We start from the raw sequence: 25,386 nt of genomic DNA, 5'->3' as shown, positions 1-25,386 counted from the left end.
GGCGCTCAGAACGACGTGAGGATGCCCGCGACGATCGAGCTGGCGGTCGCGCCGGGTTTGGCGACCGCGACGCCGCCGCCCGCCGCGCCGTTCACGACGAAGCGCGCATGCGCGCCGTTGCGCACCATCGCCGCGCCTGTGTACAGCACCGTGCGCTTCGACAACGGATAGTCGAAGCGGATGCCGTACGAATCGGCGTTGCCGTCGCTGTCCGCGACCTTCCGGTAGTGGCCGATGCTCAGCAGCAGCGACGCGCGTCCGATCGGCACCGTCGCGCTGAGCTCCATCGTGTCGCTGTGCGGATACGCACTCTGGCTGTCGATCGCGGCTGCGACGTCGGGGCCGCCGCGATGGCGCATGTACAACGCGGCGATCTTCACGACGCTGAAGTCGTACGAGATCGCGCCGAGCGTGTAGTTGCCGTTCGCGGCCGTGCTGGTTGTGCCGAGCGCGGATGCGGCGACCGGGCTGAACTTCTGCTGCATGTAGTCGACGTCGATCGACAACCCGCCGCGCGCGTAGTTGAGGCCCGCGCCGTACGTATCGCCGAGCGTCGCCGGCTGGCCGGCCGCGCCGTTGGTGCCGCGCGCGGCCATCGCGCGGAGCAGGAAGCCGGCGTAGCGCGGCGACGTGTAGCGCATCGAGTTGCGCACGCGCAGGAACGCGGGCCCGACGAAGTTGTTCGTCGCGTTGCCCCACGCGAGGCCCGCGCCGAGACCGGGCAGGCTGTACGTGACGAGCGTGGTGTGCAGGATCGTGTAGAGCTCGCCGAACTGCACGCCGCCGAACGGCCCGGTGATGCCGACCCACGCCTCGCGGCCGAACAGCGCGCTGCTGTTCGACAGCGTGCCGCTCGCGGCGTTGAAGCCGTCCTCGAGCTTGAAGATCGCCGCGTAGCCGCCGCCGAGATTCTCGACGCCCTTCAACCCCCACTGCGACGCCCACAGGTTGCCGCTGCCCATGCGCGTCACGTGGTTCGGCCCGGCGTTCGCGTATTCGATCGCGGTGTCGACGCGGCCGTAGAGCGTCACGCTCGATTGCGCGAGCGCCGGCAGCGACGCGCACGCCAGGAGCGCGGCAATCAGCGTGGCACGCGGTACGGCAAGCCGGTCGGCCCGCCCGTTCGGATGGTTCATCTTCGTCGTCCCGTAGTCATTCCGGCGCCTGTCGGCGTCGCGCCGCTCGATGTGAAACGCGTTCGCGATCTCGTGCGAACGCTGCCGATCAAAACCGGGCCGAGTCTAGGAACGACAATTTCGGACGTCGACGCAATCCGCTCTATAACGCTTATAGATGCGCCGCATGATGCGCGCGGGCCCCGCCGCACGCGCGCTGCGCGCCGGCCCGCGCGCACGACCTCGGTGTTTTCTTTATCCGGGTCGGTAAAGGTCCGTGTGGCGCGGCTGTCACTCCGGCTATGGCGGCCGAATTTGGCCGACTACGCTGCGTCTCCGACACGTGTCACCCGCACGCTTTCGCGCCGCGACGGCGCCCGGCCCGCGAGGCCGGCGCCGCGCCTTTCCACCGCCCGCTCCTGGAGAATCCGCATGTCCGCACCCACGGCCCGCGCTGCCGACGGCAAGCGCTATACGTACGAATGGTATGTCGTCGTCATCTGCATGCTCGCGTACGTCTTTTCGTTCGTCGACCGTCAGGTGCTCGTCCTGATGATCGAACCGATCAAGCGCGACCTGCACCTGACCGACACGCAGTTCAGCCTGCTCAACGGCTTCGCGTTCTCGCTGTTCTACGCGGTGATGGGGCTGCCCGTCGCGTATCTCGCCGACCGCTACGCCCGCCCGCGCATCATCGCGCTCGGCATCGCGCTGTGGAGCGTCGCGACCGCCGCGTGCGGGCTCAGCCAGCAGTTCGTGCAGATGTTCATCGCGCGCATGGGGGTCGGCGTCGGCGAGGCCGCGCTGTCGCCCGGCGCGTATTCGATGCTCGCCGACTACTTCCCGAAGGAGAAGCTCGGCCGCGCGATCGCCGTGTATTCGCTCGGCTCGTTCATCGGCGGCGGCGTCGCGTTCCTGATCGGCGGCTACGTGATCGCGCTGCTCAAGCACGCGAGCGCGTTCACGCTGCCGCTCGTCGGGCAGGTGCATGCGTGGCAGGTCACGTTCCTGATCGTCGGGCTGCCGGGGATTTTCGTCGCGCTGTTGTTCGCCGCGACCGTGCGCGACCCGCAGCGCAAGGGGCTCGCGCAGGATCGCTCGGGCGTCGTGCGACGCGTGTCGATGCGCGATTCGCTGCGCTTCGTCGGCACGCATCGCGCGACCTTCACGTGCCACTACCTCGGCTTCTCGTTCTATGCGATGACGCTGTACTGCCTGCTGAGCTGGACGCCCGCGTTCTATATCCGCCACTTCGGGATGACGGCCGTCGAAGCCGGCTACACGCTCGGCATCGTGCTGCTGGTCGCGAACACGGGCGGCGTGTTCTGCGGCGGCTGGCTCAACGACTGGCTGCTGCGCCGCGGACGCAGCGATGCGCCGATGCGCGCCGGCGCGATCGGCGCCGCGTGCATGGTGATTCCCGCGACGCTGTTCACGCAGCTCGACAGCCTGCCGGCGTCGCTCGCGACGCTCGTCGTCGCGATGTTCTTCGCGTCGTTCCCGATGCCGACGTCGACCGCCGCGATGCAGACGCTCGCGCCGAACCAGATGCGCGCGCAGATCTCCGCGCTGTTCCTGCTCGTGTCGAACCTGATCGCGCTCGGCATCGGCACGACCGTCGTCGCGCTGTTCACCGATCGCGTGTTCGGCGCGCCGGCGGCGGTCGGCCATTCGATGTCGATCGTCAACGTCGTCGCCGCCACGCTTGCCGCGCTGCTGCTGGCGGCCGGATGCCGGCAGTACCGCCGCAGTCTCGAGCGCGAGCGCGGCCATGCGGCTGCGTCGGCCAGCGTGGCCAACGCGGCCGTCGACGGCGGCAACGCTGTCGCCGCACGCTGAGCGGCTGCGATCGGGTCGCCGGCAATTATCCATCCCACTGATTCCGGCATCGCTTTTTTATCGATTTGATTTATGCGATGTCCATCCCTATTCTCGGCTGCATGACGGCGCGGCATCCGCCGCGCCGGTTTCCTCCCTACCCCACGGAACACCCATGCAAGCGAACCGCCACCAGGTCCGGATCGATGCGCTGATCGACGCGGCGCAGGACATCCGCTGTTTCCGGGTCTCGCGCGTCGACGGCCAGCCGTTCGACGCGTACGAGCCGGGCGCCCATATCGACGTCACCGCGCCGTCCGGCGTCACGCGGCAGTATTCGCTGTGCGGCCGCCCCGACGAGCGCGGCAGCTATCTGTTCGCGGTGAAGAAGGAAGCGCGCTCGCGCGGCGGCTCGCGCTCGCTGCACGACGACGTATGCGTCGGCGCCGAGCTGTCGATCGGCGCGCCGCGCAACCTGTTTCGTCTGACCGACGACGCGAGCGAACATGTGCTGATCGCGGCCGGGATCGGCATCACGCCGCTGCTGTCGATGGCGTATGCACTCGAGCAGCGCGGCGCGCGCTACCAGTTGCACTACTTCGCGCGCAGCCGTGAACACGCGGCCTTCGTCGACGAACTGTCGACCGCCCCGTTCGCCGCGCACGTGACGTTCCACTACGGAATCGAGCCCGACGCGCTGGCGGCCGAGCTCGGCCGCTGCGTCGAATCGATCGATGCGCACGCCCACGTGTACACGTGCGGCCCCGGCCCGTTCATGGATGCGGTCGTCGCGGCGGCGGCCACGCGGATTCCCGAGGATGCGATTCATCTCGAACGCTTCGCGGCGGAACCGGCCGCGGCCGATGCCGTCGTGAATGCCGCGCCGGCGGAAGGCTTCGAAGTGCGGCTGCAGCGCAGCGGGCAATCGGTGCGCGTCGCGCCCGACACGTCGATCGTCGACGCGCTCGCGCGCATCGGCATCGAGGTCGATACGTCATGCGGCGAAGGCGTGTGCGGCACCTGCATGGTGCCGGTGCTCGACGGCGAGCCGGATCATCGCGACCACTGCCTCAGCAAGGCCGAGCGTGCGAGCAACACGGTGATCTGCTGCTGCGTGTCGCGTGCGCGCTCGGCGGTGCTCGTCCTCGATCTCTGATGCGCTGATGCACTGACGCGACGATGCGCCGCTGCATCGCGACGGCCCGCGCCGCGCGCTCACGCGCTCACGCTTCGTCGAAATGCTCGACGATCTCGGCGAGCAGCGCGCGCATCCACGCGATTCCCTCATCCTCGTGAAAGTGCTCGTGCCAGTGCATCGTGACCGGCGCGGGCGGCAACGTCACCGGCAGGTCGTACAGCCGGAACGCGTTGCCGCGGTTCAGGATCTGCGCGAGCCGCCTCGGCAGCGTCGCATAGAGATCGGTGACCGACAGCACGCTCGGCAGCGCAACGAAGTGCGGCACTTCGAGCGCGATGTTGCGGCCCACGCCCTGCGCGCGCAAGGCGTCGTCGAGCGCGTGGTGGCTGTGCTCGACCGATTTCACGTTGACATGCGCGGCGCGCACGAACTGCTCGAGGCTCAGCGTCGCGCCGGCCGGCAACCCGCGCCGGCGGCCCGTCATGCACACGTAGGTTTCCTCGAACAGCACCTGGTGGCGCGTGCGCGGCATCAGCTCCGGCAGGTTGCCGATCGCGAAGTCCAGCCGGCTCGCGCGCAGCGCCTCCTCGATCTCTTCCACGGGCAGCGGCTGCACGCTCAGCGTCACGCGCGGCGCGCGCTCGCGCAGCGCCTGGCAGATCGCCGGCAGGTACGCCATCTCGCCCGCGTCCGACAGCGACAGCCGGAACGTGCGCGTGCTCGACACCGGATCGAAACGCTCCGCATAGCGCAGCGCGACGCGCACCATGTCGAGCGCCTTGCCGACGATCCCTGCGAGTTCGAGCGCGACCGGCGTGGGCTGCATCCCCGCGCGCGTGCGCACGAACAGCGGATCGTCGAACAGCGTGCGCAGCCGCCCGAGCGAATAGCTGACGGCCGGCTGCGACAGCGCGAGCCGCTCGCCGGCCTTGGTCAGGCTGCGCTCCTCGACGATCGCCTGGAACACCCGCAACAGGTTCAGATCGAGATGATCGACCGATGTCATCGTGACCTCCATCATTTGCCGTATTTATTTGATCATCAATTTTAGATCAATTTGACGGATATGTAGCAGAAGCCGAGACTGGTCTCCCGACGCTGCGCACAGCGCGGCCCGACTTCGCGACTCTTTCCCCACGACGACGATGAGCGACATTCCCTACCAGACGATCGACACCCGCGCGTTGCACGGCTTCGCGCAGCCCGACCGCATCGCGCCCGCGATGTATCACGACCCCGCGCTGTTCGAAGCCGAGCTCGACCGCATCTTCTACCGCACCTGGATCTGGGTCGCGCATGAGAGCGAGTTGCCGAACCCGGGCGACTTCATCACGACGACGATCGGCCGCCAGCCGGTGATCGTCGTGCGCGACAAGACCGGCCAAATCAACGTGCTGCAGAACCGCTGCCGCCATCGCGGCGCGACCGTGTGCGAATCGCACAAGGGCAACGCGAAGGGCTTCACGTGCCCGTATCACAGCTGGTCGTACGCGCTCGACGGCACGCTGCGCGCGCTGCCGTACGGCGACGGCTACGAAGGCGTGTGCGAGAAAGGCGACCTGCCGCTCGTGAAGCTGCGCGTCGGCGTGTATCAAGGGCTGATCTTCGCGAGCTTCAACGACGACATCGAACCGCTCGATGATTTCCTCGGCGGCGCGAAGCCGTGGATCGACCTGTTCATGAAGCAGGGCGCAGGCTACCCGATCAAGGCGAACGGCGAGCACAAGTTCAAATTCAAGGGCAACTGGAAGATCCAGCTCGAGAACACGACGGATCTCTATCACTTCCCGGTCGTGCACAAGTCGTGGATGAAGTCGATCGACGATGAAACAGCCGCCGCAATCACGAGCTTCATGACGAGCGAGCACGCGTTCTGTCGCGCGCTCGGCAACGGCCACAGCCTCGCGGTGCTGATGCCCGAGCTGATCGATCTCGACGAAGACGACGGCGCGCCGCTGCCCGAGCGCTTCGCGCCGCTCGCAGCAAAACTCGCCGAGCGCCACGCGCCGGACGAAGTGCGCCGCATCGTGCGCTCGCTGCTGGGCGTCGGCTTCAACCTGAACCTGTTTCCGAACCTCGCGCTGTCGATGGCGTTCTTCCGCGTGCTGCGGCCGATCTCCGCGAACGAAACCGAGATCCGCCACGTCGCGCTCGCGATGGACGGCGGCCCCGACGAAGCGAACCGCGAGCGGCTGCGCATCCACGAGCACTTTCAGGGCCCGTTCGGCTTCGGCAGCCCCGACGACGCGGAAGCCTGGGAGCGCGTGCAGCGCGGCGCGCATGCGGGCCCCGACGTGCCGATCCTCGTGAACCGCGGGCTGAATCGCGAGACGACCGCCGCGAACGGCGAAAAGACCGCGCATGCGACCGACGAGACCGGCATGCGCGAGGCCTACCAGCAATGGCGCAAGTTGATGGAGCAAGCATGATGGACGACCGCAACGCCCTTTTTTCGCAGCAGACCTTCGCCCGCGCGGTCGAATTCGTGTGGCGCGAAGCCGAGATGCTCGACCGCCGCGACTATCGCGCGTGGCTCGACCTGTGGGATCCGGCCGGCCACTACGTGGTGCCGATCGATCCCGACGCCACCGATTTCGCGGCGACGCTGAACTACGTGTTCGACGACCAGGACATGCGCGAGAAGCGCGTGCAGCGGATGCTGTCCGGTTACTCGGCGTCGGCGACCGACGCGGCGCGCACGGTGCGCACCGTGTCGCGCTTCACGCTGGAAAGCAGCAGCGCCGGCATCGTCGAGCTGAAATCCGCGCAGGTCGTCGTCGCCTACAAGCGCGGCGCCGCGACGCTGTTCGCGGCCGACGTCACGCACAAGCTGCACGTCGATGCCGAAGGCGAGATGCGGATCGCCGAGAAGGTCGTGCGCCTGATCGACTCGACCGAAGCGCTCAGCGCGATCGGCTTCCTGCTGTAAGCCGTGGCCGGTTCGCTGCTGCAAGTGCAACGGTGAACCGGTCACCTTCACCTTTCCGGACGACCATGCCCACACTCGAAGTTTTCCTGCCGGCCGGCCATGACGACGCCCGCAAGGCCGAGCTGATCGCACGGCTGACCGGTGCGACCGTCGACGCGATCGGCGCACCGGTCGAATCGGTGCGCGTGCTGCTGACCGAATTGCCCGCGACGCACATCGGTCTCGGCGGGCGCACGGCCGCCGACGGCGCGCCGCCGTCGCTGCCCGTGATCGTCGCGATCCTGATCGCCGGGCGCACCGACGAACAGAAACGCGCGCTGATCGCCGCGCTGTCGGACGCCGGCGCGAACGTGCTCGATGCACCATTGCAGGCGACGCGCGTGATCATCAAGGACATCCCGAACACCGACTTCGGGATCGGCGGCCAGACCGCGCGGGCGCTGGGGCGCTGATCGTGTGCCGCGCGTCGCAGCCCTGCCGTGACGCACGTAAAGCACGTGAAGCCTGTGAAGCAACCCAGCGGCTACGCCTGCGTGTCGGCGAGCGGCAGCGTCACGCGGCAGTCGAGCCCGCCGCCTTCGGCCGGGCTCGCGCCGATGTGGCCGCCGTGGCGCGTGACGATGCTCTTGCACAGCGACAGCCCGATCCCGTTGCCGCCGGCCTTCGACGACGAGAAGCCGTCGAACAGCCGGTCATGCGCCCCTTCGGCGACACCGGGGCCGTTGTCGATCGCGCGCAGCTCCGCCTGCCCGCCGACGTTCGCGGTGCCGAGCGTCAGCGTGCGCGGCGTGCGCTCGCAGCCGGCGAACGCCTCGATCGCGTTGAAGGCGAGGTTGAGCACCACCTGCCCGATCAGCACACGCTCGCAGCGGATCGGCAGCGGCGCATCGGCCTGCACGATCGCGACCGTCACGCCCGCCTCCTTCGCGCGCAACTCGATGAAATACGCGACGTCGGCGAGGATCTCGCGCAGGTCGGCGAGCGCGACGACCGGCTCGCGCTTCACGATGAACTCGCGCACGCTCTTGATGATCAGCGCCGCATGCTCGGCCTGCCGGTCCGCGCTGCGCAGCCCCCAGATCGCATCGTCGACGGCGCCGCGCGCATTCAGCCGCTGCACCGCGCCCTCGATGAAGTTGCGCACGGACGCGAGCGGCTGGCTCAGCTCGTGCGCGATCACGCTCGCCATCTCGCCCATCGCGTTGTAGCGGCCCGCGTATTCGAGCATGCGCGCCTCCGCACGCCGTGCGTCCTCGATCGCGACTTCGTCGCTCACGTCGCGAAACTGCACGAGCAGCCCGTCGAGATCGCCTTCGATCTCGACCTGCCGGCACAGGATGCGCAGCCAGCACGTCGATCCGTCGCGCCGCACGATCCGGTAGCGCTGCGGCTCGGACGGGCACGTGCACGGCGCATCGCGCAGCTGCGCGACGAGCCGGTCGCGGTCGGCCGCGCTGCAGTAGTCGAGCACCTCGCCGAGCGCTTCGTCCGGCGCGAGCCCGAGCACGCGCCGGCCCGACTCGCTGATGAACTGCACGCGGCCCTGTGGCGTCACGACCGCGATCCCTTCGTCGAGATCCTGCATGAACTCGCGCAGCCGCGCCTCGTAGCGGCGCAGTTGCTGGCGGACCGCCTCTTCCGCGCTGATGTCGCGGAACTGCACCATCACGACGTCGCGCCCGCGCAGCGGCACGTAGGTGGCGGTCGCCTCCGACAGCATGTCGACGCCCGTGCGCGACCGGTAGCACCACTCGTACACCTGCGGCCCGTCGACGAGCGCGCGATCCCACGCGCTCACTGCGATCTCGCGGCGGTATTTCGGTTCGGGACGCGTCATGTCCTGCGCCTTCAGCGGCAGCAGCTCCTCGACGGAAAAACCGAGCGCGATGCACGCGGCGCGGTTCGCCCATACGATCGCCCGGGTCTGCGCGTCGTGCAGCAGCACGCAGGTGGTCAACGCGTCGAGCAGCCGGTGGAAATCGTCTTCGTCGGGAAAACTCATGATCGGATTCGGATGAAGGCGCGCGGCGTCGCGCGGCCGGATGTCCAACATAGCACCCGCGTGGGCGGCCCGCATCTGAAGATTTCTTTAGTCCGGCACGGAGCGACACCAGTCACGCGGCCCTACGCACCAATTGCTGCGGGTTTTCGGCGTTTCTAGACTAGGCCCATGCATCGTCTTGCCCCCGCAATCGAACCCCATCCCCAGGAGACCGCCATGCCCAACGCCGCCCTCGCCATCGACGCCGCGTCCCCCTCGCCGCACGCGGTCCGTGAAGCGGCCGCGCGGGTGTCGCCGCTCGACGCCGTGATCGAGACCGTCGCCGCGCGCCGCGACGAATTCGACCGCCTGTCGCACGTGCCGCGCGACGTGATCGCGCTGTTCAAGGAAGCCGGCATCTATCGCGCGGGCACGCCGCGCCGCTTCGGCGGCGACGCGCTCGCGCCGGGCGCGTTCCTCGACATGATCGAGCGGATCGCGACCGCCGACGGGTCGGCCGCGTGGGTCGCGAGCTTCGGCTCGGCCAACGTCTATCTCGCCGCGCTGCCGCTCGCCACGCAGGCCGAGTTGTACGCGAGCGGGCCCGACCAGGTGTTCGCGGGCGGGCTGTTCCCGGTGCAGCCGGCGCAGGCGGCCCCCGGCGGCTGGCGCGTGAACGGCACGTGGAAGTTCGCGAGCGGCTGCAAGGGCGCCGACTGGCTCGGCGTCGGCGTCGCGGTGCCCGGCGCGCAGGACGCCGCGCCGAACAAGCCGCGCACGGCCGTGTTCCGTGCCGCCGACGTCGAGATCGTCGAGAACTGGAGCGTGGTCGGCATGCAGGGCACCGGCAGCCACGACCTGCGCGTCGACGATCGCTTCGTGCCCGAAGCGTGGACCTTCGTGCGCGGCGGCGAGGCGACCGTCGACGAGCCGCTGTACCGCTATCCGACCGTCGCGTATGCGGCGCAGGTGCTCGCCGTGGTCAACCTCGGGCTGGCCCGCGCGGCGCTCGACGTCGCGAACCGGATGTCGGGCGGCCGCCAGACGACCACCGGCGCGCCGCGCCTCGCCGATCGCGCGTATTTCCGCATCGAGCTCGCGAAGGCCGAGGCGCAGTTGCGCTCGGCGCGCGCGTTCTTCTACGACGCGACCGACTCGGTCTGGCAATCGATCCTCGCGGGGAACCCCGTGACGCCCGAGCAGGTCAGCCTGCTGAGGCTCGCCGCCACGCACATCGCCCGCGAAGGCGCGAGCGTCGTCGAGCGCGCGTATCGCCTCGGCGGCACGGCCGCGATCTATCGCACGCATCCGCTGCAGCGCCTGCTGCGCGACGCGATGGTCGTCACGCAGCACGCGTTTCTCGGCGAAGGCAACTTCGACGGCGCGGGCGCGGTATTCACCGGCGTCACCCCGTTTCCCGGCTATCTGTAATCCGCGTCGCTTCGCCGCGACGTCGCTCAACGCATTCTTCAGGAGAACCTGTCATGTCCGATTCGAATCCGCTGCCGCTGCGCGTGCTGTTCTGCTGCGGCGTGTCGCAAAACTTCTTCGACCTGCCGCGCGAGAAGATCGGCGAAGTGTGGCAAGCGTACGGCGCGATGCTCGCCGCCGTCGAGGCGATGCCCGGCGTGCGCGTGCTCGGCGTGATGGATGACGACCGCCTCGTCGTGGGCCAGGCCGACGGCGCGCCGTGGACCTTCTACATCATGGCCGACGTCGCCGACTTCGACACGACGGTCGCGGTCTGCAACCTGTATCGCACGACGCCCGTCGGCGAATACAACCTGTGGCGCTACGGCAAGATCGAGGCGCGGGTCGGCCGCGCGCTGACCGTGCCGCCGGCCGCGCGCCCCGCGTCGTGAGGCGCGCGATGACCGGACCCGATTCGGCCCGTTCGATCGATGCACGCGAAGTGCTTGAAGTGCTCGGAGCGCTTGAGCGGCGCGTGGCGACGCTCGACGCCGAACGCGCGGTGCGCGCGACGATCACGCGCTACATGGCGCTGTGCGACGTGCCCGAGGATGCCGGCGACGGCCCGGCGCTCGCCGCGCTGTTCACGGCCGATGCGGTGTGGGAAGGCATCGGCCCGCAGTACGCGCGCAAGTTCGGCCGCCTCGAAGGCACGGACGCGATCGTCGCGATGCTGAGCCGCTATCTGCCGCCCGAGCCGCATTTCTCGGCGAACCTGCACTTCCTGACGTCGGAGTCGATCGACGTCGGCGCCGATCTCGCGACCGCGCGCGGCCGCTGGATCATGCTGCAGGCGTCGCGCCATGTGGACGGCACGGCCGAGCTGATCGCCGCGCGGCTGACCGTCGATTTCGCGCCGGCCGAGGGCGGCGCCGCCTGGCTGATCCGCCATTTCCGCACCGAGCGCGTGCTCGACGGCCCGTGGCCGCTCGCCGCCGCGCCACGGTCCTGAACCCCTTCACTCCGCTCGCACGCCATCGCACCATGACAGGCTTCATCGACACCTTCACGCTGGGCGGCCCGGGCCCGACGATCGCGATCAAGGACACGATCGACATCGCCGGCCATCCGACCCGCGCGGCCAGCCGCGCGCTCGCCGACGCACCGCCCGCCGCGCGGCACGCGGACGTGGTCCGCCTGCTGCTCGACGCCGGCTGGCAGATCGCCGGCAAGGCGAACATGCACGAGCTCGCGTTCGGCATGACCGGCATCAACGACACCACCGGCACGCCGGTCAATCCGCAGGACCCGACGCGCATTCCGGGCGGCTCGTCGAGCGGCTCGGCGTCGCTCGTCGGGCTCGGCGTCGTCGACGCCGCGCTCGGCACCGACACCGGCGGCTCGATTCGCGGGCCGGCCGCCTGCTGCGGCGTGGCCGGGCTCAAGCCGACGTTCGGCCGCGTGTCGCGGCGCGGCGTCGCGCCCGCCGACACCACGCTCGATTGCGTCGGGCCGTTCGCACGCGACGTCGATACGCTCGCGGCCGTGATGGCCGCCATCGCACCGGGCTTCGACCGCGCGCGTGCGGCGGCGCCCGTTGCCGGCTGCACGATCGCGCGCGTGATCGTCGATGCCGACGCGGCCATCGTCGCCGCGCTCGACACGGCGGTGCGCGCGTCGGGCCTGCGCGTACGCGATGCCGTGCTCGACGAGCTGCCTGCCGCGTTCGCGGCCGGGCTCGCCGTCATCAACGCGGAAACGTCGCGCGCATTCGGTCATCTCGTCGCCACCGGCAAGCTCGGCGCCGATCTCGATGCGCGGCTGCGCACGGCCGCGACGACGACACCGGCCGCACTGGAGGAAGCCGAAGCCGCGCGCACGCGCTTCACCGCGCAGGTCGATGCCGCGCTCGAACATGCGGACGTGCTGGTGCTGCCGACGCTGCCCGCGTTGCCGATTACGCTTCAGCAGGCACGCGACGGCGTGTCGGTGATTGCGATGTCGTCGCTGATCCGCCCGTTCAACCTGAGCGGCCACCCCGCGCTCAGCCTGCCGCTGCCGCTCGCGGGAACGCCGCTGAAGGCCGGCTTGCAGATCGTCGGACGCAAGGGCGCGGACGAACAGGTGTGCGCCGTCGCCGCGCACTTCGAGGCGGCACTCGCCGCCTGAACCACGATGCGGGCGCCGCTTCGGCCATGCGCCCGCGAACCAGGGAATCACGCACCATGTCAGATCGAGTCGTCCTCGTCACCGGCGCCGCGCGCGGGCTCGGCACCGTCATCGCCGAACGCTTTCACGCGGCCGGCTATCGCGTCGCGCTGGCCGACATCGCCGCCGACGCCATTCAAGCGCATGCGCGCGACCTCGACCCGAGCGGCGAACGCGCGATCGCGCTGCCGCTCGACGTCACGTCGAAGCGCGACTTCGAAGCCGCGCGCGATGCGCTCGTCGCGCGCTGGGGCACGATCGACGTGCTCGTCAACAATGCCGGCGCGTCGAAGGTCGTGCCCGCGATGGAGATCACGGCCGAGCAGTTCGACCAGGTGATCGACGTGAACCTGCGCAGCGTGCTGTTCGGTTGCCAGGTATTCGGCCAGTACTTCGCGACGCGCGGCGCGGGCCGCATCGTCAACATCGCGTCGCTCGCCGGGCAGAACGGCGGCTCGGCGACGGGCGCACACTATGCGGCCGCGAAGGGCGGCACGCTGACGCTGACCAAGGTATTCGCGCGCGATCTCGCCGCGCAGGGCGTGACCGTCAACGCGATCTCGCCGGGCCCGCTCGACTTGCCGATCGTCTACGAGAGCGTCGCGCCGGAAAAGCTGCGGCAGGTGCTCGCGAGCCTGCCGGGCGGCAAGCTCGGCTCGGCCGGTTTCGTCGCGGATGCGGCGGTGCTGCTCGCGTCGGGCGACGCGCATTTCGCGAACGGCGCGTGCTGGGACATCAACGGCGGGTTGTATATGCGTTGAGCGTTGAACGTGGCGCGCTTCGGCGCGCGCGTGCAGCTGGCAGCTAGCGCGGCGTTTCGTTGTCGCCGCCCCACACGACCATCACGTCGCGCACGAGCGCGGCGATCGACGTCGCGCCGAGCTTCTCCTTGATGCTCGCCCGATGCACGTCGACGGTCTTCACGCTGATCGACAGATCAGACGCGATCTGCTTGCTGCCCTTGCCGTCGACGACGCCGCGCAGGACTTCCTTCTCGCGCGCGGTCAGCGCATCGAGCCGCTGGCGCAGCTCGCGGTGATGCCGGTCGACCGCGTGCCGCTGCTGCGCGAGCCGCAGCGCGCGTTGCACGCGCTCGAGCATCTGCTGAGAGTTGTACGGCTTCTCGACGAAGTCGATCGCGCCGTTCTGCAGCGCGCGCACCGACATCGGAATGTCGCCGTGCCCGCTGACGAAGATCACCGGCAGCGTCGCGCCGCGCGCATTCAGCTCCGCCTGCACGTCGAAACCGCTTTTCTCCGGCATCCGCACGTCGAGCACCAGGCACGCGGGCAGGTTCACGTCGAAGCGCGCGAGAAAGTCGGCGGCATTCGCGAATCCTTCGGACGCGATGCCGACCGATTCGAGCAACCAGGCGAGCGACGTCCGCATGCCGCTGTCGTCGTCGACGATGTATACGATCGGGGCGGGTGACGTCATCGGGGTGTCTCGCAAAATATCGGTATCGGTATCGCACGCGCCGCATATCAGGCAAGCGTCGTTCGTCGGGGGTGTGCGGCACATCATAACGAGCCGAAAATGCGCTGAATACCCCTTCACGTGCCACGCGAACGCCCGATCGCACTTTTTTTCGCGCGCCGCGCCGCGCATCTAGGTAGAACCTTTAGACGCGTTGGCGGGAACGCCAGCTTCGGCATCAATCGTGCGAATGTTCGCCGGCTTTTTCGCGACGTACGCTTGGATCATCGTCGACGATCCGATGCCGCATCGACGCGATGCACGATCGCCGCACTCATTCACCCAGGAGCGCCCATGTCCGCCACGACCGAAACCCCGCAACCGGCGCGCGCCGAACCGACCGATGCGCAAAAGGCCTTCCGGCAAGCGATGGCCCACCTCGGCGCGGCCGTCAACGTGATCACCACCGCGGGGCCGCATGGCCGTTGCGGAATCACGGCGAGCGCCGTCTGTTCCGTCACCGATGCGCCGCCGACGCTGCTCGTGTGCCTGAACCGGTCGAGCGCGATGCACGCGATCTTCGAACGCAATCGGCACGTGTGCATCAACGTGCTGCCGGCCGAGCACGAACTGCTCGCGCGGCATTTCGCGGGACTCACCGAGTTGCCGATGGAGCGCCGCTTCGAATTGCCGGTGTGGGAGCGCGGCGAGCAGGACGTGCCCGTGCTGCGCGACGCGCTCGCGAGCCTGCAGGGGACGATCGCCGAGATGAAGGAAGTCGGCTCGCATTCGGTGATGTTCATCGAGGCGACATCGATCCGCGTGCGCCACGACGGCGACAGCCTCATCTACTTCAGCCGCGCGTTTCATCGCGTGTCGCGCACGGCGTGTGTGCGGTGAAACGCGCCTGACGACCGGCCACGCACGTTCGCAAGCCCGCTATTAGCGTGGACAGACCCTAGGACGCCCGCAGCGCGCGCTGCCCGGCCGCGAGCGCCGCACCCGCGAACAGCGTCAGCGCCGAATACACGAGCCCGCGCGCGAGCCCCGCGCTGTCCGACACCCAGCCGATCGCGACAGGGCCGGCGATCTGCCCGAACGCGAAGACCGTCGTGAACGCGCTGATGCCTTTGGCCCAGCCTTCCGGCGGCAGGTTGTGACGCACGAACGCGGTGGTCGCCGCGACCGCCGACAGGAACGTCGCGCCGAACAGCACGCCCGACGTGAACGCGGCCGCCGGATGCACGAACAGCGCCGGCATCAGCGTCGCGACGCCGAGCAGTGCGTTGAGCACGGCCAGCGCCTGGCCGCCGCGCATCCGGTCGAGCAGCCCCGACCACAGCCGCGCCGACACGACGGTCGCCACGCCGAGCGTCACGTAGAACGCGGACACGACCGTCCCGCTCATTCCCGCGCCGCGCAGCAGCGCGACGATGAACGTCATGTAGCCGATATAGCCGACGCCGAACAGTCCGTAGCCCGCGAGCGCGAGTGCGAAGCGCGCGGGGTGCGCGGTGGCGGCCGGCGCGGTGCCGTCGCGCGGCACGGCCGGTGCCGCGTGCGCGCGCTCGATGCGGCGTGCCGCCGACACGGCTGCAGCAGAGAACAGCACGCACGCGAATGCGAGCGCGATCCACGCGGGTTGCCAGCCATGCGCGCGATGCACGAGCGTCGCCGGCACGAGCAGCGACGACGCGACGACGCCCCACCCCGTGCCGCCGTAATAGAGCCCGAGCAGGAGCCCTGCATCGCGCGGCGACGCGGATGCGAGCCGCGCGGCCAGCACGCCGCCGCTGATGAAGATCAGCGCGCTGCCGACGCCCGTCGCGAGCCGCTCGACGAGCAGCGCGTTCATGCCGGACGTGAGCCCGCATGCGGCCATCAGCACCGCGGTCAGCGCGCAGCCGGCCGCCAGCAGCGTGCCCGTGCGCCAGCGCCGCGACAGGAACGGGAAAATGAGCGCGCCGATCAGGTAGCCGGCCGCGTTCGCCGTGTTCAGCGCGCCGGCCTGCGCGAAGGTCCAGCCGAGATCGGCCTTCATCGGCGGCAACAGCAGTGCATACGAGAAGCGTGCGAGACCGAGCGCGATCGCGCTGCCGAGCGACAGGCAGATCGCGAGCCGCCATGCGGCCATGCGGTCGGGTTCGGTGGCGCTCGCATCCGGCCGTGCTCGGCCGGCGTGCTCCGGTTGCGGTGCTGCGCGCATCGCGGTGTCTCCATCGTGGTTCGAGGCCGGTCCGGGCCGATGCCCGGGGCCTGGGTTCCGCAACGCCGACGCGGCTTGACGGCCGTGGCCCGTGACGTTGTCGCTGCGGATTCCGTGTTATGGCGAGCGCCGGTCCCGACTGCCGGACCCGGTGCGCCGCTCGACCGATGATACTTGACCGGCTGCGAGCGCTGCCCGCGCCGCCAGCAGCGATACCGTACGCCGCCCGCAAACCGCGGCGCGCCGACGCCCGGCCAGTTCGAGACCATCGGCGACGCATGCTTCGTCCGCGAATGATAAAAATCGAAACGATCGGCGCAATTGGGCTTCGGATTTAAAAAATCACGCAAATCGATTTATCGATCATGCCCCTATATTTAATAAAAAATCGCAGCCTTCGAAATTCGATTCATTCGCGTTGATCGCACGATATACAGCGAATTCGCATGTTTAGCACGCTCCGGCTAAAAACCTTGCAACGCATTGCATTCGTGAAATCGTCAGACTAATATCGACGCCACTCGCCCGGTATTCAAAAAATTCCGGATGAGGGCGGTAATCCCTTTACCGCGCTTTCATGTTGAATCACTCATGTTCACCACAGGAGAATTGACATGCAGGAAACCCGGCAAATCGAATTGCTTGACTGGATGCAGGAAGACACGCACCCCGAAGCCGTCGACATGATGGTGGAGGATGCCGTGGTGCCGTTCGGCACCGCGCTCTGGCCGGTCTGAGCGGCCAGCCCGTTCTCGCGGAAGGGCTGCGGCCCTTCCGCCGCTTCCGGAGACACGCATGCTGAACCTGCATCGCGCGCTGGGTTTTCACCCGGCGCTGCGCGACAAACTCGCACGCGGCGAGACGGGACAACTGCTGGTCGGCTACGACACCCGCAACCGCGACACCGCATTGCGCGCGTTTTCCGCCCTGCCCGACTCGCTCGACGCGACGACCCTCTGCCTCGAAAGCACCCCGCCCGCGGAGATCACCGCCGCGCTCACGCACGCCGACCTGTTCGTGCTGCTGTACGACTCGTCGTGCCTGCCGACGCCGTCGCCGAGCGGCCCGCCGTTCCTGGCCGCGATCCGCCCAGCGATCGTCGAGCACTGGAGCAAGTCGGTGCTGTTCAAGGATTACGGCCCGCATCTCGACGAGGCATTCGCCGAATCGCTCGACGACATCGCCGCGCGCAACGGTCGGCTGATCGACGCGGCCGCGCGCGCGTCGCAGATCCGCTTCATCGACGAAGCCGGCAACACGTTGACCGGCTCGCTCGCGCCGGACCAGAAATGGACGAGCGTGGACGGGATGGGCAATCTCGACGTCGTGCCCGGCGAAATCGCGACGCACGTCACCGACCTGCACGGCTCGATCGTGTTCAGCGGCACGTTTCTCGGCACCGTGCCGTTCGCGATCAAGTACCGTGTGGCGGAGCGGCTCGCGACGCTGCATGTCGAAGACAGCCTGATCGTCGATTTCGACAGCGACGACGCGGGCTTCCGGCGCGACTTCGCGTCGTATCTCGACCGGCACGACAATCACCGGCGCATCGAGGAATTCGGCATCGGCACGAACCTGGGCATCCGCGGGCTGTACGGCCGCAACGCCGGGTTCGAGGAACGCCATCCGGGCCTGCATCTCGGCCTCGGCGGCGGCGCGAACGGCAGCCATCACCTCGACCTGATCTTCGCGCGCGGCACGCTCGCGTTCGACGGGCAGATCGTGTTCGACGGCGCGTTCGCCGTCTGACCGTGGAATCAGGCTTCGGCGGCCGCCGCGTCGCCGAGCCACTTGAACATCACGAGGCAATCGACGAAGCCGAGCCGCGCATGACGATACGCGCGCGGCAAGCGGCCGACGATCTCGAAGCCGAGCGTCTGCCACAACGCGACCGCCACTTCGTTCGTCGCGACCACCGAGTTGAACTGCATCGCGAGGAAGCCGCGTTCGCGGGCCACCTGCTGCGAGTGCTCGCACATCAGGCGCGCGACGCCCTTGCCGCGCGCCGCCTCGGCGACCATATAGCCGCAGTTGCATACGTGATTGCCGGGCCCGGCCGCGTTCGCCTTCAGGTAGTACGAGCCGAGCAGCACACCGTCCTCCTCGGCGACCCACGTGCACAGCGGCGCATCGAGCCACAGCGCGCGCGCGGCTTCGCGCGTCGGCGCCGGATCGAATGCGTAGGTCTCCTGCGCGGCGACGATCGCTTGGTAGGTGGGCCAGAAGCGGGGGAAGTCGTCTTCGGTCATCGGGCGAAGCGTGATCATGCGGGTCCTCTCGCGAAGGGGTTGGGGGGATGCGCGTGGCGCTACGCCGCGTCGGGGCGGGCGCCGTCGCGCAGCAGGCCGCTGCGATAGGTGCCCGGCGGCACACCATACCAGCGCTTGAACGCCTGCGAGAAACTCGACAGGTCGCTGAAGCCGAGCCGCTCGGCGACTTCCGTCAGCGACAGGTGGGCATCGCCGAGCAGCGTCTCGGCCATCGCGCCGCGCGCCTGCGCGAGCAGCGTGCGGAACGTCGTGCCCTCCTCCTGCAGCCGGCGCTTCAACGTGCGCGGGCTCGTGTTCATCAGCCGCGCCATGTCCTCGAGCGAGAGCGGCACGTTGCCGGGCGTCGCCGTCAGGTATTGCCGCACCATCTCCGACGTGCCGACCCGCGCGCGCCGCGCCTCGACCAGCTGGCCGCACATCTGCTCGCACATCGAGACCGTCAGCGGGTTCGCATGCGGCAGCGGCCGGTCGAGAAACCCGCGGTCGAACGCGAGGCTGTTCGCACGCGCGCCGAACGCGGGTTCGACACCGGCGATGCGCGGTGCGGGCGCGCGTGTGGACGCGGCTGCGCTCGCCGCGCTCGCGGCCTGCATCGTGAAGCGCGACAACGCGAAATCGTCGCCGCCGATTTCCTGCAGCAGCACGGCGGCGGCCGTCATGTCGCGTTCGACGAAGAACCGGCTCAGGTCGGCATCGAGCTCCGGCGCGCCGAAATTGAGCACGCACGCCTGCGACTCCTCGCGGTACGTGATCACCGTGAACGCATACGTGAGTGGCAGGAAGCGCATCGCGAGCGCCAGCGCGTCGCGCGCGGTCGCGCTCGCGATCAGCCCGTAGCCCCACACGCCGTATGCGGAGAAGTGATAGCGCTGCCCGACCTCGAACCCGAGGCCCGGCGCACGCCCGAGCGCGCGCAGGAGATTGCCGGTCAGCCGCAGTTCCTGCGCGGCCGTCACCTCGACGTTCGGATCGTCGAGCTGCGCGTCCGCGAGGCCCGTGCCGGCCAGCAGCTTCGTGCGCGACACGCCGCGCTCGTCGCCGAAATCGACCAGCAGCCGGGCACTGGCCGGACTCCGGGTGAAGTCCCAGAAGCTCATGCGGAGAAACCCTCGAAGCGCCGATTTGGCCCAAATACTAAAACAATTGTCCCGAAGCAGCATTGGTGTTTTCCCATGCGGCCCGCACCATCGGCGTCATCAGTCGTCGCCTGAACGACACCAACGCCCCGCCCCCGGAGGAGACACCATGCGACCGAGTCGCCCGCCCGATCTCGCGGTCCGCTTCGAACGCCAGCGCGAAGCATTCGCCCGCGACCCCGCCCCGCCGCTCGCGATCCGCCTGTCGCGGCTCGATCGCCTGCGCGCGCTGCTCGATACGCATGAAGCGTCGATCGTGCGCGCGATCGACGCCGATTTCGGCGGACGCTCCGCGCACGAAACGCGCCTCGCCGAACTCTTCGTGGTTCGAAGCGGCCTGCGCCATGCCCGCGCGCACCTGCGGCACTGGATGCGCGAACGTCGCATGCCGACCGCGCCGCACTTTCGCCCCGGCTACAACCGGCTCGTGCCGCAGCCGCGCGGCGTCGTCGGCGTGATGGCCCCGTGGAACTATCCGCTTCAGCTCGCGATCGGCCCCGCGGTCGCGGCGCTCGCCGCCGGCAATCGCGTGCTGGTCAAGCCGTCGGAACTGACGCCGCGACTGTCGGCCCTGCTCGACACGCTCGTCGCCGACGCGTTCGACGCCGACGAGCTGGGCATCGTGACGGGCGACGTCGACACCGCGAAGGCGTTCGCGCGCTTGCCGTTCGACCATCTGTTCTTCACCGGCTCGACGGCGGTCGGGCGCGACGTCGCGCAAGCCGCGGCCGCGAACCTGACGCCCGTCACGCTGGAACTCGGCGGCAAGTCGCCCGCGATTCTCGACCCGTCGTGCGACGTCGCGCACGCGGCCGGGCGCATCGCGTTCGGCAAGCTGCTCAATGCCGGCCAGACCTGCATCGCGCCTGACTATCTGCTGGTGCCGGCCGGCACCGCCGAGACCGTCGCCGCGCGCCTGTCGGACGCGATCGCGCGCCGCTACCCGACGCTCGCGGGCAACCCCGACTACACGGCGATCATCGGCGCACGGCATCGCGACCGCCTCGCGGCGCTGGTCGACGACGCGCGCGACGGCGGCGCGCGCGTGCTCGAAGTCAACCCGGCCGGCGAACGCTTCGCCGCGGGCGCGCGCAAATTCGCGCCGACGCTCGTGCTCGGCGCACGCGACACGATGCGGGTGATGCGCGAGGAGATCTTCGGCCCCGTGCTGCCGATCGTCGAATACACGGACCTCGACGACGCGATCGATCGCGTGAATCGCGGCCCGCGCCCGCTCGCGCTGTACTGGTTCGGCCGCGATGCCGCGCGCCGCGACCGCGTGCTGCGCGAAACGGTGTCGGGCGGCGTCACGGTCAACGACTGCCTGTGGCATCTCGCGCAGGAACACCAGCCGTTCGGCGGCGTCGGCCCGAGCGGCATCGGCGCGTATCACGGCAAATGGGGCTTCGACACCTTCAGCCATCACAAGCCCGTGTTCCACCAGGCTCGCCACAGCGGCACCGCGCTGTTCCACCCGCCGTACGGCAGGACGTTCGAGCTGCTGCTGCGCGTGCTGACGCGCATCGCGTAATCCATCGACCATCGGAGACGATTCCATGAGCAAGACTTTCGACTACATCGTCGTCGGCGGCGGTTCGGGCGGATGCGTCGTCGCAGGGCGACTGACAGAGGACCCGGCCGTGACCGTCTGCGTGCTCGAGGCCGGCGGCCGCGGCGACAACGCGGTCGTCAACGTGCCGACCGGCTCGGTCGCGATGCTGCCGACCCGCGTGAACAACTGGGCGTTCGACACCGTGCCGCAGCCCGGGCTCGGCGGGCGCATCGGCTATCAGCCGCGCGGCAAGGCGCTCGGCGGTTCGTCCGCGATCAACGCGATGGTCTACATTCGCGGCCATCGCGTCGATTACGACGGCTGGGCCGCGCTCGGCAACGAAGGCTGGTCCTACGACGACGTGCTGCCGTATTTCCGCCTGAGCGAGCACAACGAGCGCTTCGACGACGCCTTTCACGGCCGCGACGGCCCGCTGTGGGTCAGCGACCTGCGCACCGGCAACCCGTTTCATGCGCGCTACCTGGAAGCCGCGCGGCAGGCCGGCCTGCCGCTCACCGACGACTTCAACGGCGCGCAGCAGGAAGGGGTCGGCCTCTATCAGGTCACGCAGAAGCACGGCGAGCGGTGGAGCGCGGCGCGCGCGTATTTGCTGCCGTACGTCGGCCGGCGCGACAACCTGACGGTCGAAACGCACGCGCAGGTGTTGCGCATCCTGTTCGACGGCACGCGTGCGACGGGTGTCGAGGTGCGGCAACACGGCGAAGTGCGCACGCTGCGTGCCCGGCGCGAAGTCGTGCTCGCGGCCGGCGCGCTGCAGACGCCCCAGCTGCTGATGCTGTCGGGTGTCGGTCCGGCCGGCGAACTGCAGCGGCTCGGCATTCCGGTGTGCGCCGACCTGCCCGGCGTCGGCCGCAACCTGCAGGATCATCCCGACTTCATCCTCGGCTACCGCACACGCAGCGTCGACACGATGGGCGTGTCCGTGCGCGGCGGCCTGCGCATGCTGCGCGAGTTCGCGCGCTTTCGCCGCGAACGGCGCGGGATGCTGACGTCGAATTTCGCGGAAGGCGGCGGCTTCCTGAAAACGCGGGCCGGTCTCGATGCGCCCGACATCCAGCTGCACTTCGTCGTCGCGCTCGTCGACGATCACGCACGCCGGCTGCACGTCGGCCACGGGCTGTCGTGCCACGTATGCCTGCTGCGACCGCGCAGCCGCGGCTCGGTCACGCTCCATGGCACCGATCCGCTCGCCGCGCCGCGCATCGACCCCGCGTTCTTCGACGACCCGCGCGACCTCGACGACATGGTCGCCGGCTTCCGGCTCACGCGCCGGCTGATGGCGGCACCGGCGCTTGCCGAATGGATCACCCGCGACCTGTTCACCGCGCACGTCACGACCGACGACGAGATCCGCGACGTGCTGCGCCGGCGCACCGACACCGTGTATCACCCGGTCGGCACCTGCCGGATGGGGCGCGACGCGCTCGCGGTCGTCGATCCGCAATTGCGCGTGCACGGCCTGCAGGGGCTGCGCATCGTCGATGCGTCGATCATGCCGACGCTGATCGGCGGCAACACCAACGCGCCGACGATCATGATCGCCGAGAAGGCCGTCGACCTGATCCGCGGCGTGCGGCGCGTGCCGGCATGCGCATCGGCCGACACGGAGCGCGAACCGGCCGCCGCGCCGGTGCACCGCGACCCCGTTTGTGCATCGTGCGCGTCGCATGATGCGATCCAGCCCGAGGAGACCCGCCATGTCGTCGCGTGAAACCGCACGTCCCGCCGAACCGGCCGCGCCGCTGTCGGCAATCATCATCGGCGCCGGCTTCGCCGGCATCGGCATGGCCATCGCGCTGCAACGGGCCGGCATTCACGACTTCGTGATCGTCGAACGCTCGCACGACGTCGGCGGCGTATGGCGCGACAACCGCTACCCGGGCGCCGCGTGCGACGTGCCCTCGCATCTGTACTCGTTCTCGTTCGAACCCAATCCGAACTGGTCGCGCGTATTCGCGCCGCAACCTGAAATCCATGTGTACCTGCAGCACTGCGCGCGCAAGTACGGTCTTGCACGCCATCTGCGTTTCGGCGCCGAGGTCGAGCGCGCGCAGCATGACGAGGCCCGTGCGCTGTGGCACGTCACGCTCGCCGACGGCACGACGCTCAGCGCCGCCGTGCTCGTCAGCGGCACCGGCCAGTTGAGCCGCCCCGCGATGCCCGACCTGCCCGGCATCGACACGTTCCGCGGCCGCGCATTCCACTCCGCGCACTGGGATCGCGACTATCCGCTCGCCGGCAAGCGCGTGGCGGTGGTCGGCACCGGCGCATCGGCGATCCAGTTCGTGCCCGCGATCGCCGGCGAGGTCGAGCGCCTCGTCGTGTTCCAGCGTTCGCCGGCCTACGTGATGCCGCGTCCGGATCGCGCGTATCGCCCGTGGGAGCAGGCGCTGTTCCGCCGGCTGCCGTGGGCGATGAAGCTGCATCGCGCGTCGATCTACGTGCGCTACGAGTCGCGTGCGATCGCCTTCACGCGGCTGCACGGGCTGATGAATGTCGCGATCGGCCGGCCGTTCCGCAAGCTGCTCGCGCGCGACGTGCGCGACCCGGCGCTGCGCGCGCGGCTCACGCCCGACTATCCGATCGGCTGCAAGCGGGTCCTGCTGTCGAGCGACTACCTCGCCGCGCTCGACCGCGACAACGTCGAGCTCGTCACGCAGCGCATCCGGCGCGTGACCGAGACCGGCATCGAAACCGACGACGGCGTGCACCATCCGGTCGACGCGATCGTCTACGGCACCGGTTTCGCGGCGACCGCGTTCCTGTCGCCGATGCGCATCACCGGCCGCGACGGCCTCGACCTGAACGATGCATGGCGGCGTGGCGCGCAGGCGTATCTCGGGCTCACCGTGCCGGGCTTCCCGAACTTCTTCATGCTGTACGGCCCGAACACCAACCTCGGCCACAACTCGATCGTCTACATGCTCGAGAGCCAGATCGCGCACGTGATGCGCTGCGTGCGCGCGATGCGGCGCGACGGCGCGACCGCGATCGATGTCGACCCGCGCCGCTACCGGCGCTTCAACGCGCACGTGCAGCAGCGGCTCGAGGGTTCGGTGTGGAGCGGCTGCAAGAGCTGGTACGTCGATGCATCGGGCCACAACAGCACGAACTGGCCCGGCTTCACGCTGACCTATCGATGGATCACGCGCTTCACGGGGCTGTCCGCGTATCGCTTCACGCAGCCGCTGCCCGGCACGGCCACGCCGACGCACGGCGCCGTCGTCGCGCCACCCGCCGGTCGCGTGGAAGCGCTCGCCGCCGCCTCGCTGCGCGGCTTTCTGCGTGTCGCGTTCCGGCCGCTGATCGGGCCGCCGTTCGGCGCGCGCATGCAGCGCCGCGTCGTCGCGTTGCTGTCGCCGCTGATGCCGGGCGCGGGCGGCACGCTGCGTTACCGGACGTCGGCCGCCGGCGTGCCGGTCGAAGTGATCGCGCCGAAGCGCGGCGACGCGGGCGGCGCGATCCTCTACCTGCACGGCGGCGCGTTCTGTCTCGGCGGCCCGCACACGCATCGCGGCGTGACGACGCGGCTCGCGACCGAAGCCGGCCTGCCGGTGTGGGTGCCCGACTACCGGCTCGCGCCCGAGCATCCGAGCCCGGCGGCCCTCGACGACGCCCTGGCCGCATACGATGCGTTGCGCGCGCTGGGCTACGCGCCGCACCGGATCGCGATCGCCGGCGATTCGGCCGGCGGCGCGCTCGCGCTTGCGCTCGCCATCGCGCTGCGCGAGCGTGGCGAACCCGCTGCCGCCGCGCTGCTGCTGATCTCGCCCGTGACTGACCCGACGCTGGGCGGCGACACGCTCGCATCGCGCCGCCACGACGATCCGATGATCCGTCGCGGCTGGCTCGAACAGGGGTTGCGCTGGTATCACGGTACCGGCTCGGTGGCCCCGCGCGGCCCGCTCGACACCGACTTGCGCGGCCTGCCGCCGATACTGGTGCAGGCCGGCGACCAGGAAGTGCTGCTGTCGGATGCGCAGCGACTGGCGGCGCATGCGCTCGCGTGCGGCGTGCCGTGCCGGCTGGAGATTCATGCCGCGCGCTGGCATGTGTTTCATCTGCAGGCGTTCTATCTGCGCTCGGCGCGGGACGCGTTGCGGACGCTGGCCGGGTTTGCCGCGCAGCGGGTGACGGCGACGGCGTAGTGATGCCAGCGCTCGAGGCCGCGGAGCGCGGCTTCGGC

At 69.5% G+C, this 25,386-nt stretch carries 23 protein-coding genes; 16 read left to right on the top strand and 7 right to left on the bottom strand.

The window, feature by feature from the left end:
- Window positions 1-5 precede the first annotated feature (5 nt).
- Entirely contained in the window at window positions 6-1,136 is a 1,131-nt protein-coding gene (locus tag LMA02_RS18275) for a porin (RefSeq protein WP_228909129.1), read from the bottom strand.
- Between the two features lie 411 nt (window positions 1,137-1,547).
- Here LMA02_RS18275 and LMA02_RS18270 point away from each other — a divergent pair, with 411 nt between their 5' ends.
- On the top strand, window positions 1,548-2,954 hold the full coding sequence (locus LMA02_RS18270; RefSeq protein ID WP_228909127.1) for a spinster family MFS transporter: 1,407 nt from the start codon (window positions 1,548-1,550) through the stop codon (window positions 2,952-2,954).
- Between the two features lie 154 nt (window positions 2,955-3,108).
- The gene (locus LMA02_RS18265) at window positions 3,109-4,089 is read left to right on the top strand and encodes a PDR/VanB family oxidoreductase (protein WP_228909126.1); all 981 of its coding nucleotides are present in this window, start codon (window positions 3,109-3,111) and stop codon (window positions 4,087-4,089) included.
- A gap of 67 nt (window positions 4,090-4,156) precedes the next feature.
- Here LMA02_RS18265 and LMA02_RS18260 read toward each other — a convergent pair whose 3' ends face one another.
- Window positions 4,157-5,077, bottom strand: coding sequence for a LysR family transcriptional regulator (locus tag LMA02_RS18260; protein ID WP_228909124.1), 921 nt, complete (start codon window positions 5,075-5,077; stop codon window positions 4,157-4,159).
- A 139-nt stretch (window positions 5,078-5,216) separates the two neighbouring features.
- Between LMA02_RS18260 and LMA02_RS18255 the strand changes: the two genes are divergently transcribed.
- The 3 genes from LMA02_RS18255 to LMA02_RS18245 all read left to right on the top strand — a co-directional run bounded on the left by LMA02_RS18255 (window position 5,217) and on the right by LMA02_RS18245 (window position 7,452).
- Window positions 5,217-6,500, top strand: a complete 1,284-nt coding sequence (locus tag LMA02_RS18255) for an aromatic ring-hydroxylating oxygenase subunit alpha (RefSeq protein WP_228909122.1) — start codon at window positions 5,217-5,219, stop codon at window positions 6,498-6,500.
- Complete coding sequence (locus LMA02_RS18250) at window positions 6,497-7,000, top strand: aromatic-ring-hydroxylating dioxygenase subunit beta (RefSeq protein WP_228909120.1); 504 nt, start codon at window positions 6,497-6,499, stop codon at window positions 6,998-7,000. Before LMA02_RS18255 ends, LMA02_RS18250 begins: the two co-directional genes overlap by 4 nt.
- A gap of 65 nt (window positions 7,001-7,065) precedes the next feature.
- Entirely contained in the window at window positions 7,066-7,452 is a 387-nt protein-coding gene (locus LMA02_RS18245) for a tautomerase family protein (RefSeq protein WP_228909118.1), read from the top strand.
- Between the two features lie 71 nt (window positions 7,453-7,523).
- Here the strand turns inward: LMA02_RS18245 and LMA02_RS18240 are convergent, their stop codons facing one another.
- On the bottom strand, window positions 7,524-9,077 hold the full coding sequence (locus LMA02_RS18240; protein ID WP_228909116.1) for an ATP-binding protein: 1,554 nt from the start codon (window positions 9,075-9,077) through the stop codon (window positions 7,524-7,526).
- A 141-nt stretch (window positions 9,078-9,218) separates the two neighbouring features.
- On the opposite strand from LMA02_RS18240, the gene LMA02_RS18235 reads away from it, so the two are divergent.
- From LMA02_RS18235 to LMA02_RS18215, 5 genes are read left to right on the top strand one after another with little or no spacing between them, the layout of a single operon-like run.
- The gene (locus LMA02_RS18235; protein ID WP_228909112.1) at window positions 9,219-10,412 is read left to right on the top strand and encodes an acyl-CoA dehydrogenase family protein; all 1,194 of its coding nucleotides are present in this window, start codon (window positions 9,219-9,221) and stop codon (window positions 10,410-10,412) included.
- A gap of 53 nt (window positions 10,413-10,465) precedes the next feature.
- On the top strand, window positions 10,466-10,843 hold the full coding sequence (locus tag LMA02_RS18230; RefSeq protein WP_011660268.1) for a hypothetical protein: 378 nt from the start codon (window positions 10,466-10,468) through the stop codon (window positions 10,841-10,843).
- Window positions 10,844-10,851: 8 nt separating this feature from the next.
- Entirely contained in the window at window positions 10,852-11,403 is a 552-nt protein-coding gene (locus tag LMA02_RS18225; protein ID WP_228909111.1) for a nuclear transport factor 2 family protein, read from the top strand.
- Between the two features lie 32 nt (window positions 11,404-11,435).
- Window positions 11,436-12,560, top strand: a complete 1,125-nt coding sequence (locus tag LMA02_RS18220; RefSeq protein ID WP_228909109.1) for an amidase — start codon at window positions 11,436-11,438, stop codon at window positions 12,558-12,560.
- A gap of 56 nt (window positions 12,561-12,616) precedes the next feature.
- Window positions 12,617-13,360, top strand: a complete 744-nt coding sequence (locus tag LMA02_RS18215; RefSeq protein WP_228909108.1) for an SDR family NAD(P)-dependent oxidoreductase — start codon at window positions 12,617-12,619, stop codon at window positions 13,358-13,360.
- 43 nt (window positions 13,361-13,403) lie between these two features.
- Here the strand turns inward: LMA02_RS18215 and LMA02_RS18210 are convergent, their stop codons facing one another.
- Entirely contained in the window at window positions 13,404-14,036 is a 633-nt protein-coding gene (locus tag LMA02_RS18210; protein ID WP_011660264.1) for a response regulator transcription factor, read from the bottom strand.
- Between the two features lie 333 nt (window positions 14,037-14,369).
- On the opposite strand from LMA02_RS18210, the gene hpaC reads away from it, so the two are divergent.
- On the top strand, window positions 14,370-14,915 hold the full coding sequence (gene hpaC / locus LMA02_RS18205) for a 4-hydroxyphenylacetate 3-monooxygenase, reductase component (RefSeq protein ID WP_228909107.1): 546 nt from the start codon (window positions 14,370-14,372) through the stop codon (window positions 14,913-14,915).
- A 58-nt stretch (window positions 14,916-14,973) separates the two neighbouring features.
- On the opposite strand, the gene LMA02_RS18200 is transcribed toward hpaC, so the two are convergent.
- The gene (locus LMA02_RS18200; protein ID WP_228909105.1) at window positions 14,974-16,221 is read right to left on the bottom strand and encodes a YbfB/YjiJ family MFS transporter; all 1,248 of its coding nucleotides are present in this window, start codon (window positions 16,219-16,221) and stop codon (window positions 14,974-14,976) included.
- A 614-nt stretch (window positions 16,222-16,835) separates the two neighbouring features.
- Between LMA02_RS18200 and LMA02_RS35295 the strand changes: the two genes are divergently transcribed.
- Both LMA02_RS35295 and LMA02_RS18195 read left to right on the top strand, forming a co-directional pair.
- Complete coding sequence (locus LMA02_RS35295; protein WP_006752127.1) at window positions 16,836-16,958, top strand: hypothetical protein; 123 nt, start codon at window positions 16,836-16,838, stop codon at window positions 16,956-16,958.
- 58 nt (window positions 16,959-17,016) lie between these two features.
- Window positions 17,017-17,970 (top strand): hypothetical protein, encoded by a 954-nt coding sequence (locus LMA02_RS18195; protein WP_006760145.1) that lies wholly within the window; start codon window positions 17,017-17,019, stop codon window positions 17,968-17,970.
- A gap of 8 nt (window positions 17,971-17,978) precedes the next feature.
- Here LMA02_RS18195 and LMA02_RS18190 read toward each other — a convergent pair whose 3' ends face one another.
- Together LMA02_RS18190 and LMA02_RS18185 are read right to left on the bottom strand one after the other, a co-directional pair.
- On the bottom strand, window positions 17,979-18,488 hold the full coding sequence (locus tag LMA02_RS18190) for a GNAT family N-acetyltransferase (RefSeq protein WP_228909102.1): 510 nt from the start codon (window positions 18,486-18,488) through the stop codon (window positions 17,979-17,981).
- 41 nt (window positions 18,489-18,529) lie between these two features.
- Window positions 18,530-19,588 carry an AraC family transcriptional regulator gene (locus LMA02_RS18185; RefSeq protein ID WP_228909099.1) on the bottom strand — a complete coding sequence of 353 codons (1,059 nt, stop codon included), beginning with the start codon at window positions 19,586-19,588 and terminating at the stop codon, window positions 18,530-18,532.
- Between the two features lie 148 nt (window positions 19,589-19,736).
- Here LMA02_RS18185 and LMA02_RS18180 point away from each other — a divergent pair, with 148 nt between their 5' ends.
- Genes LMA02_RS18180 through LMA02_RS18170 form a run of 3 tightly spaced genes read left to right on the top strand, consistent with a single transcriptional unit; the run spans window position 19,737 to window position 25,348 of the window.
- Window positions 19,737-21,158, top strand: coding sequence for a coniferyl aldehyde dehydrogenase (locus tag LMA02_RS18180; RefSeq protein WP_228909098.1), 1,422 nt, complete (start codon window positions 19,737-19,739; stop codon window positions 21,156-21,158).
- Window positions 21,159-21,183: 25 nt separating this feature from the next.
- A complete protein-coding gene (locus LMA02_RS18175; protein ID WP_228909096.1) occupies window positions 21,184-22,911 on the top strand; it encodes a GMC family oxidoreductase in 1,728 nt (575 codons plus the stop codon).
- Complete coding sequence (locus LMA02_RS18170; RefSeq protein WP_228909094.1) at window positions 22,898-25,348, top strand: alpha/beta hydrolase fold domain-containing protein; 2,451 nt, start codon at window positions 22,898-22,900, stop codon at window positions 25,346-25,348. Before LMA02_RS18175 ends, LMA02_RS18170 begins: the two co-directional genes overlap by 14 nt.
- Window positions 25,349-25,386 lie beyond the last annotated feature (38 nt).

It is taken from the genome of Burkholderia sp. B21-005 (genome assembly GCF_020843965.1).
GTDB lineage: Bacteria > Pseudomonadota > Gammaproteobacteria > Burkholderiales > Burkholderiaceae > Burkholderia > Burkholderia ambifaria.
Note: the sequence above shows the minus strand (reverse complement) of the source record. Positions and strands in the feature narration are given on the sequence as shown.

Excerpts from the sequence above, each read along its gene's own strand:
- LMA02_RS18275 (WP_228909129.1), bottom strand. The coding sequence starts at position 1,136 with ATGAACCATCCGAACGGGCGGGCCGACCGGCTTGCCGTACCGCGTGCC.
- LMA02_RS18270 (WP_228909127.1), top strand. The coding sequence starts at position 1,548 with ATGTCCGCACCCACGGCCCGCGCTGCCGACGGCAAGCGCTATACGTAC.
- LMA02_RS18265 (WP_228909126.1), top strand. The coding sequence starts at position 3,109 with ATGCAAGCGAACCGCCACCAGGTCCGGATCGATGCGCTGATCGACGCG.
- LMA02_RS18260 (WP_228909124.1), bottom strand. The coding sequence starts at position 5,077 with ATGACATCGGTCGATCATCTCGATCTGAACCTGTTGCGGGTGTTCCAG.
- LMA02_RS18255 (WP_228909122.1), top strand. The coding sequence starts at position 5,217 with ATGAGCGACATTCCCTACCAGACGATCGACACCCGCGCGTTGCACGGC.
- LMA02_RS18250 (WP_228909120.1), top strand. The coding sequence starts at position 6,497 with ATGATGGACGACCGCAACGCCCTTTTTTCGCAGCAGACCTTCGCCCGC.
- LMA02_RS18245 (WP_228909118.1), top strand. The coding sequence starts at position 7,066 with ATGCCCACACTCGAAGTTTTCCTGCCGGCCGGCCATGACGACGCCCGC.
- LMA02_RS18240 (WP_228909116.1), bottom strand. The coding sequence starts at position 9,077 with ATGCGGGCCGCCCACGCGGGTGCTATGTTGGACATCCGGCCGCGCGAC.
- LMA02_RS18235 (WP_228909112.1), top strand. The coding sequence starts at position 9,219 with ATGCCCAACGCCGCCCTCGCCATCGACGCCGCGTCCCCCTCGCCGCAC.
- LMA02_RS18230 (WP_011660268.1), top strand. The coding sequence starts at position 10,466 with ATGTCCGATTCGAATCCGCTGCCGCTGCGCGTGCTGTTCTGCTGCGGC.
- LMA02_RS18225 (WP_228909111.1), top strand. The coding sequence starts at position 10,852 with ATGACCGGACCCGATTCGGCCCGTTCGATCGATGCACGCGAAGTGCTT.
- LMA02_RS18220 (WP_228909109.1), top strand. The coding sequence starts at position 11,436 with ATGACAGGCTTCATCGACACCTTCACGCTGGGCGGCCCGGGCCCGACG.
- LMA02_RS18215 (WP_228909108.1), top strand. The coding sequence starts at position 12,617 with ATGTCAGATCGAGTCGTCCTCGTCACCGGCGCCGCGCGCGGGCTCGGC.
- LMA02_RS18210 (WP_011660264.1), bottom strand. The coding sequence starts at position 14,036 with ATGACGTCACCCGCCCCGATCGTATACATCGTCGACGACGACAGCGGC.
- hpaC (WP_228909107.1), top strand. The coding sequence starts at position 14,370 with ATGTCCGCCACGACCGAAACCCCGCAACCGGCGCGCGCCGAACCGACC.
- LMA02_RS18200 (WP_228909105.1), bottom strand. The coding sequence starts at position 16,221 with ATGCGCGCAGCACCGCAACCGGAGCACGCCGGCCGAGCACGGCCGGAT.
- LMA02_RS35295 (WP_006752127.1), top strand. The coding sequence starts at position 16,836 with ATGCAGGAAACCCGGCAAATCGAATTGCTTGACTGGATGCAGGAAGAC.
- LMA02_RS18195 (WP_006760145.1), top strand. The coding sequence starts at position 17,017 with ATGCTGAACCTGCATCGCGCGCTGGGTTTTCACCCGGCGCTGCGCGAC.
- LMA02_RS18190 (WP_228909102.1), bottom strand. The coding sequence starts at position 18,488 with ATGATCACGCTTCGCCCGATGACCGAAGACGACTTCCCCCGCTTCTGG.
- LMA02_RS18185 (WP_228909099.1), bottom strand. The coding sequence starts at position 19,588 with ATGAGCTTCTGGGACTTCACCCGGAGTCCGGCCAGTGCCCGGCTGCTG.
- LMA02_RS18180 (WP_228909098.1), top strand. The coding sequence starts at position 19,737 with ATGCGACCGAGTCGCCCGCCCGATCTCGCGGTCCGCTTCGAACGCCAG.
- LMA02_RS18175 (WP_228909096.1), top strand. The coding sequence starts at position 21,184 with ATGAGCAAGACTTTCGACTACATCGTCGTCGGCGGCGGTTCGGGCGGA.
- LMA02_RS18170 (WP_228909094.1), top strand. The coding sequence starts at position 22,898 with ATGTCGTCGCGTGAAACCGCACGTCCCGCCGAACCGGCCGCGCCGCTG.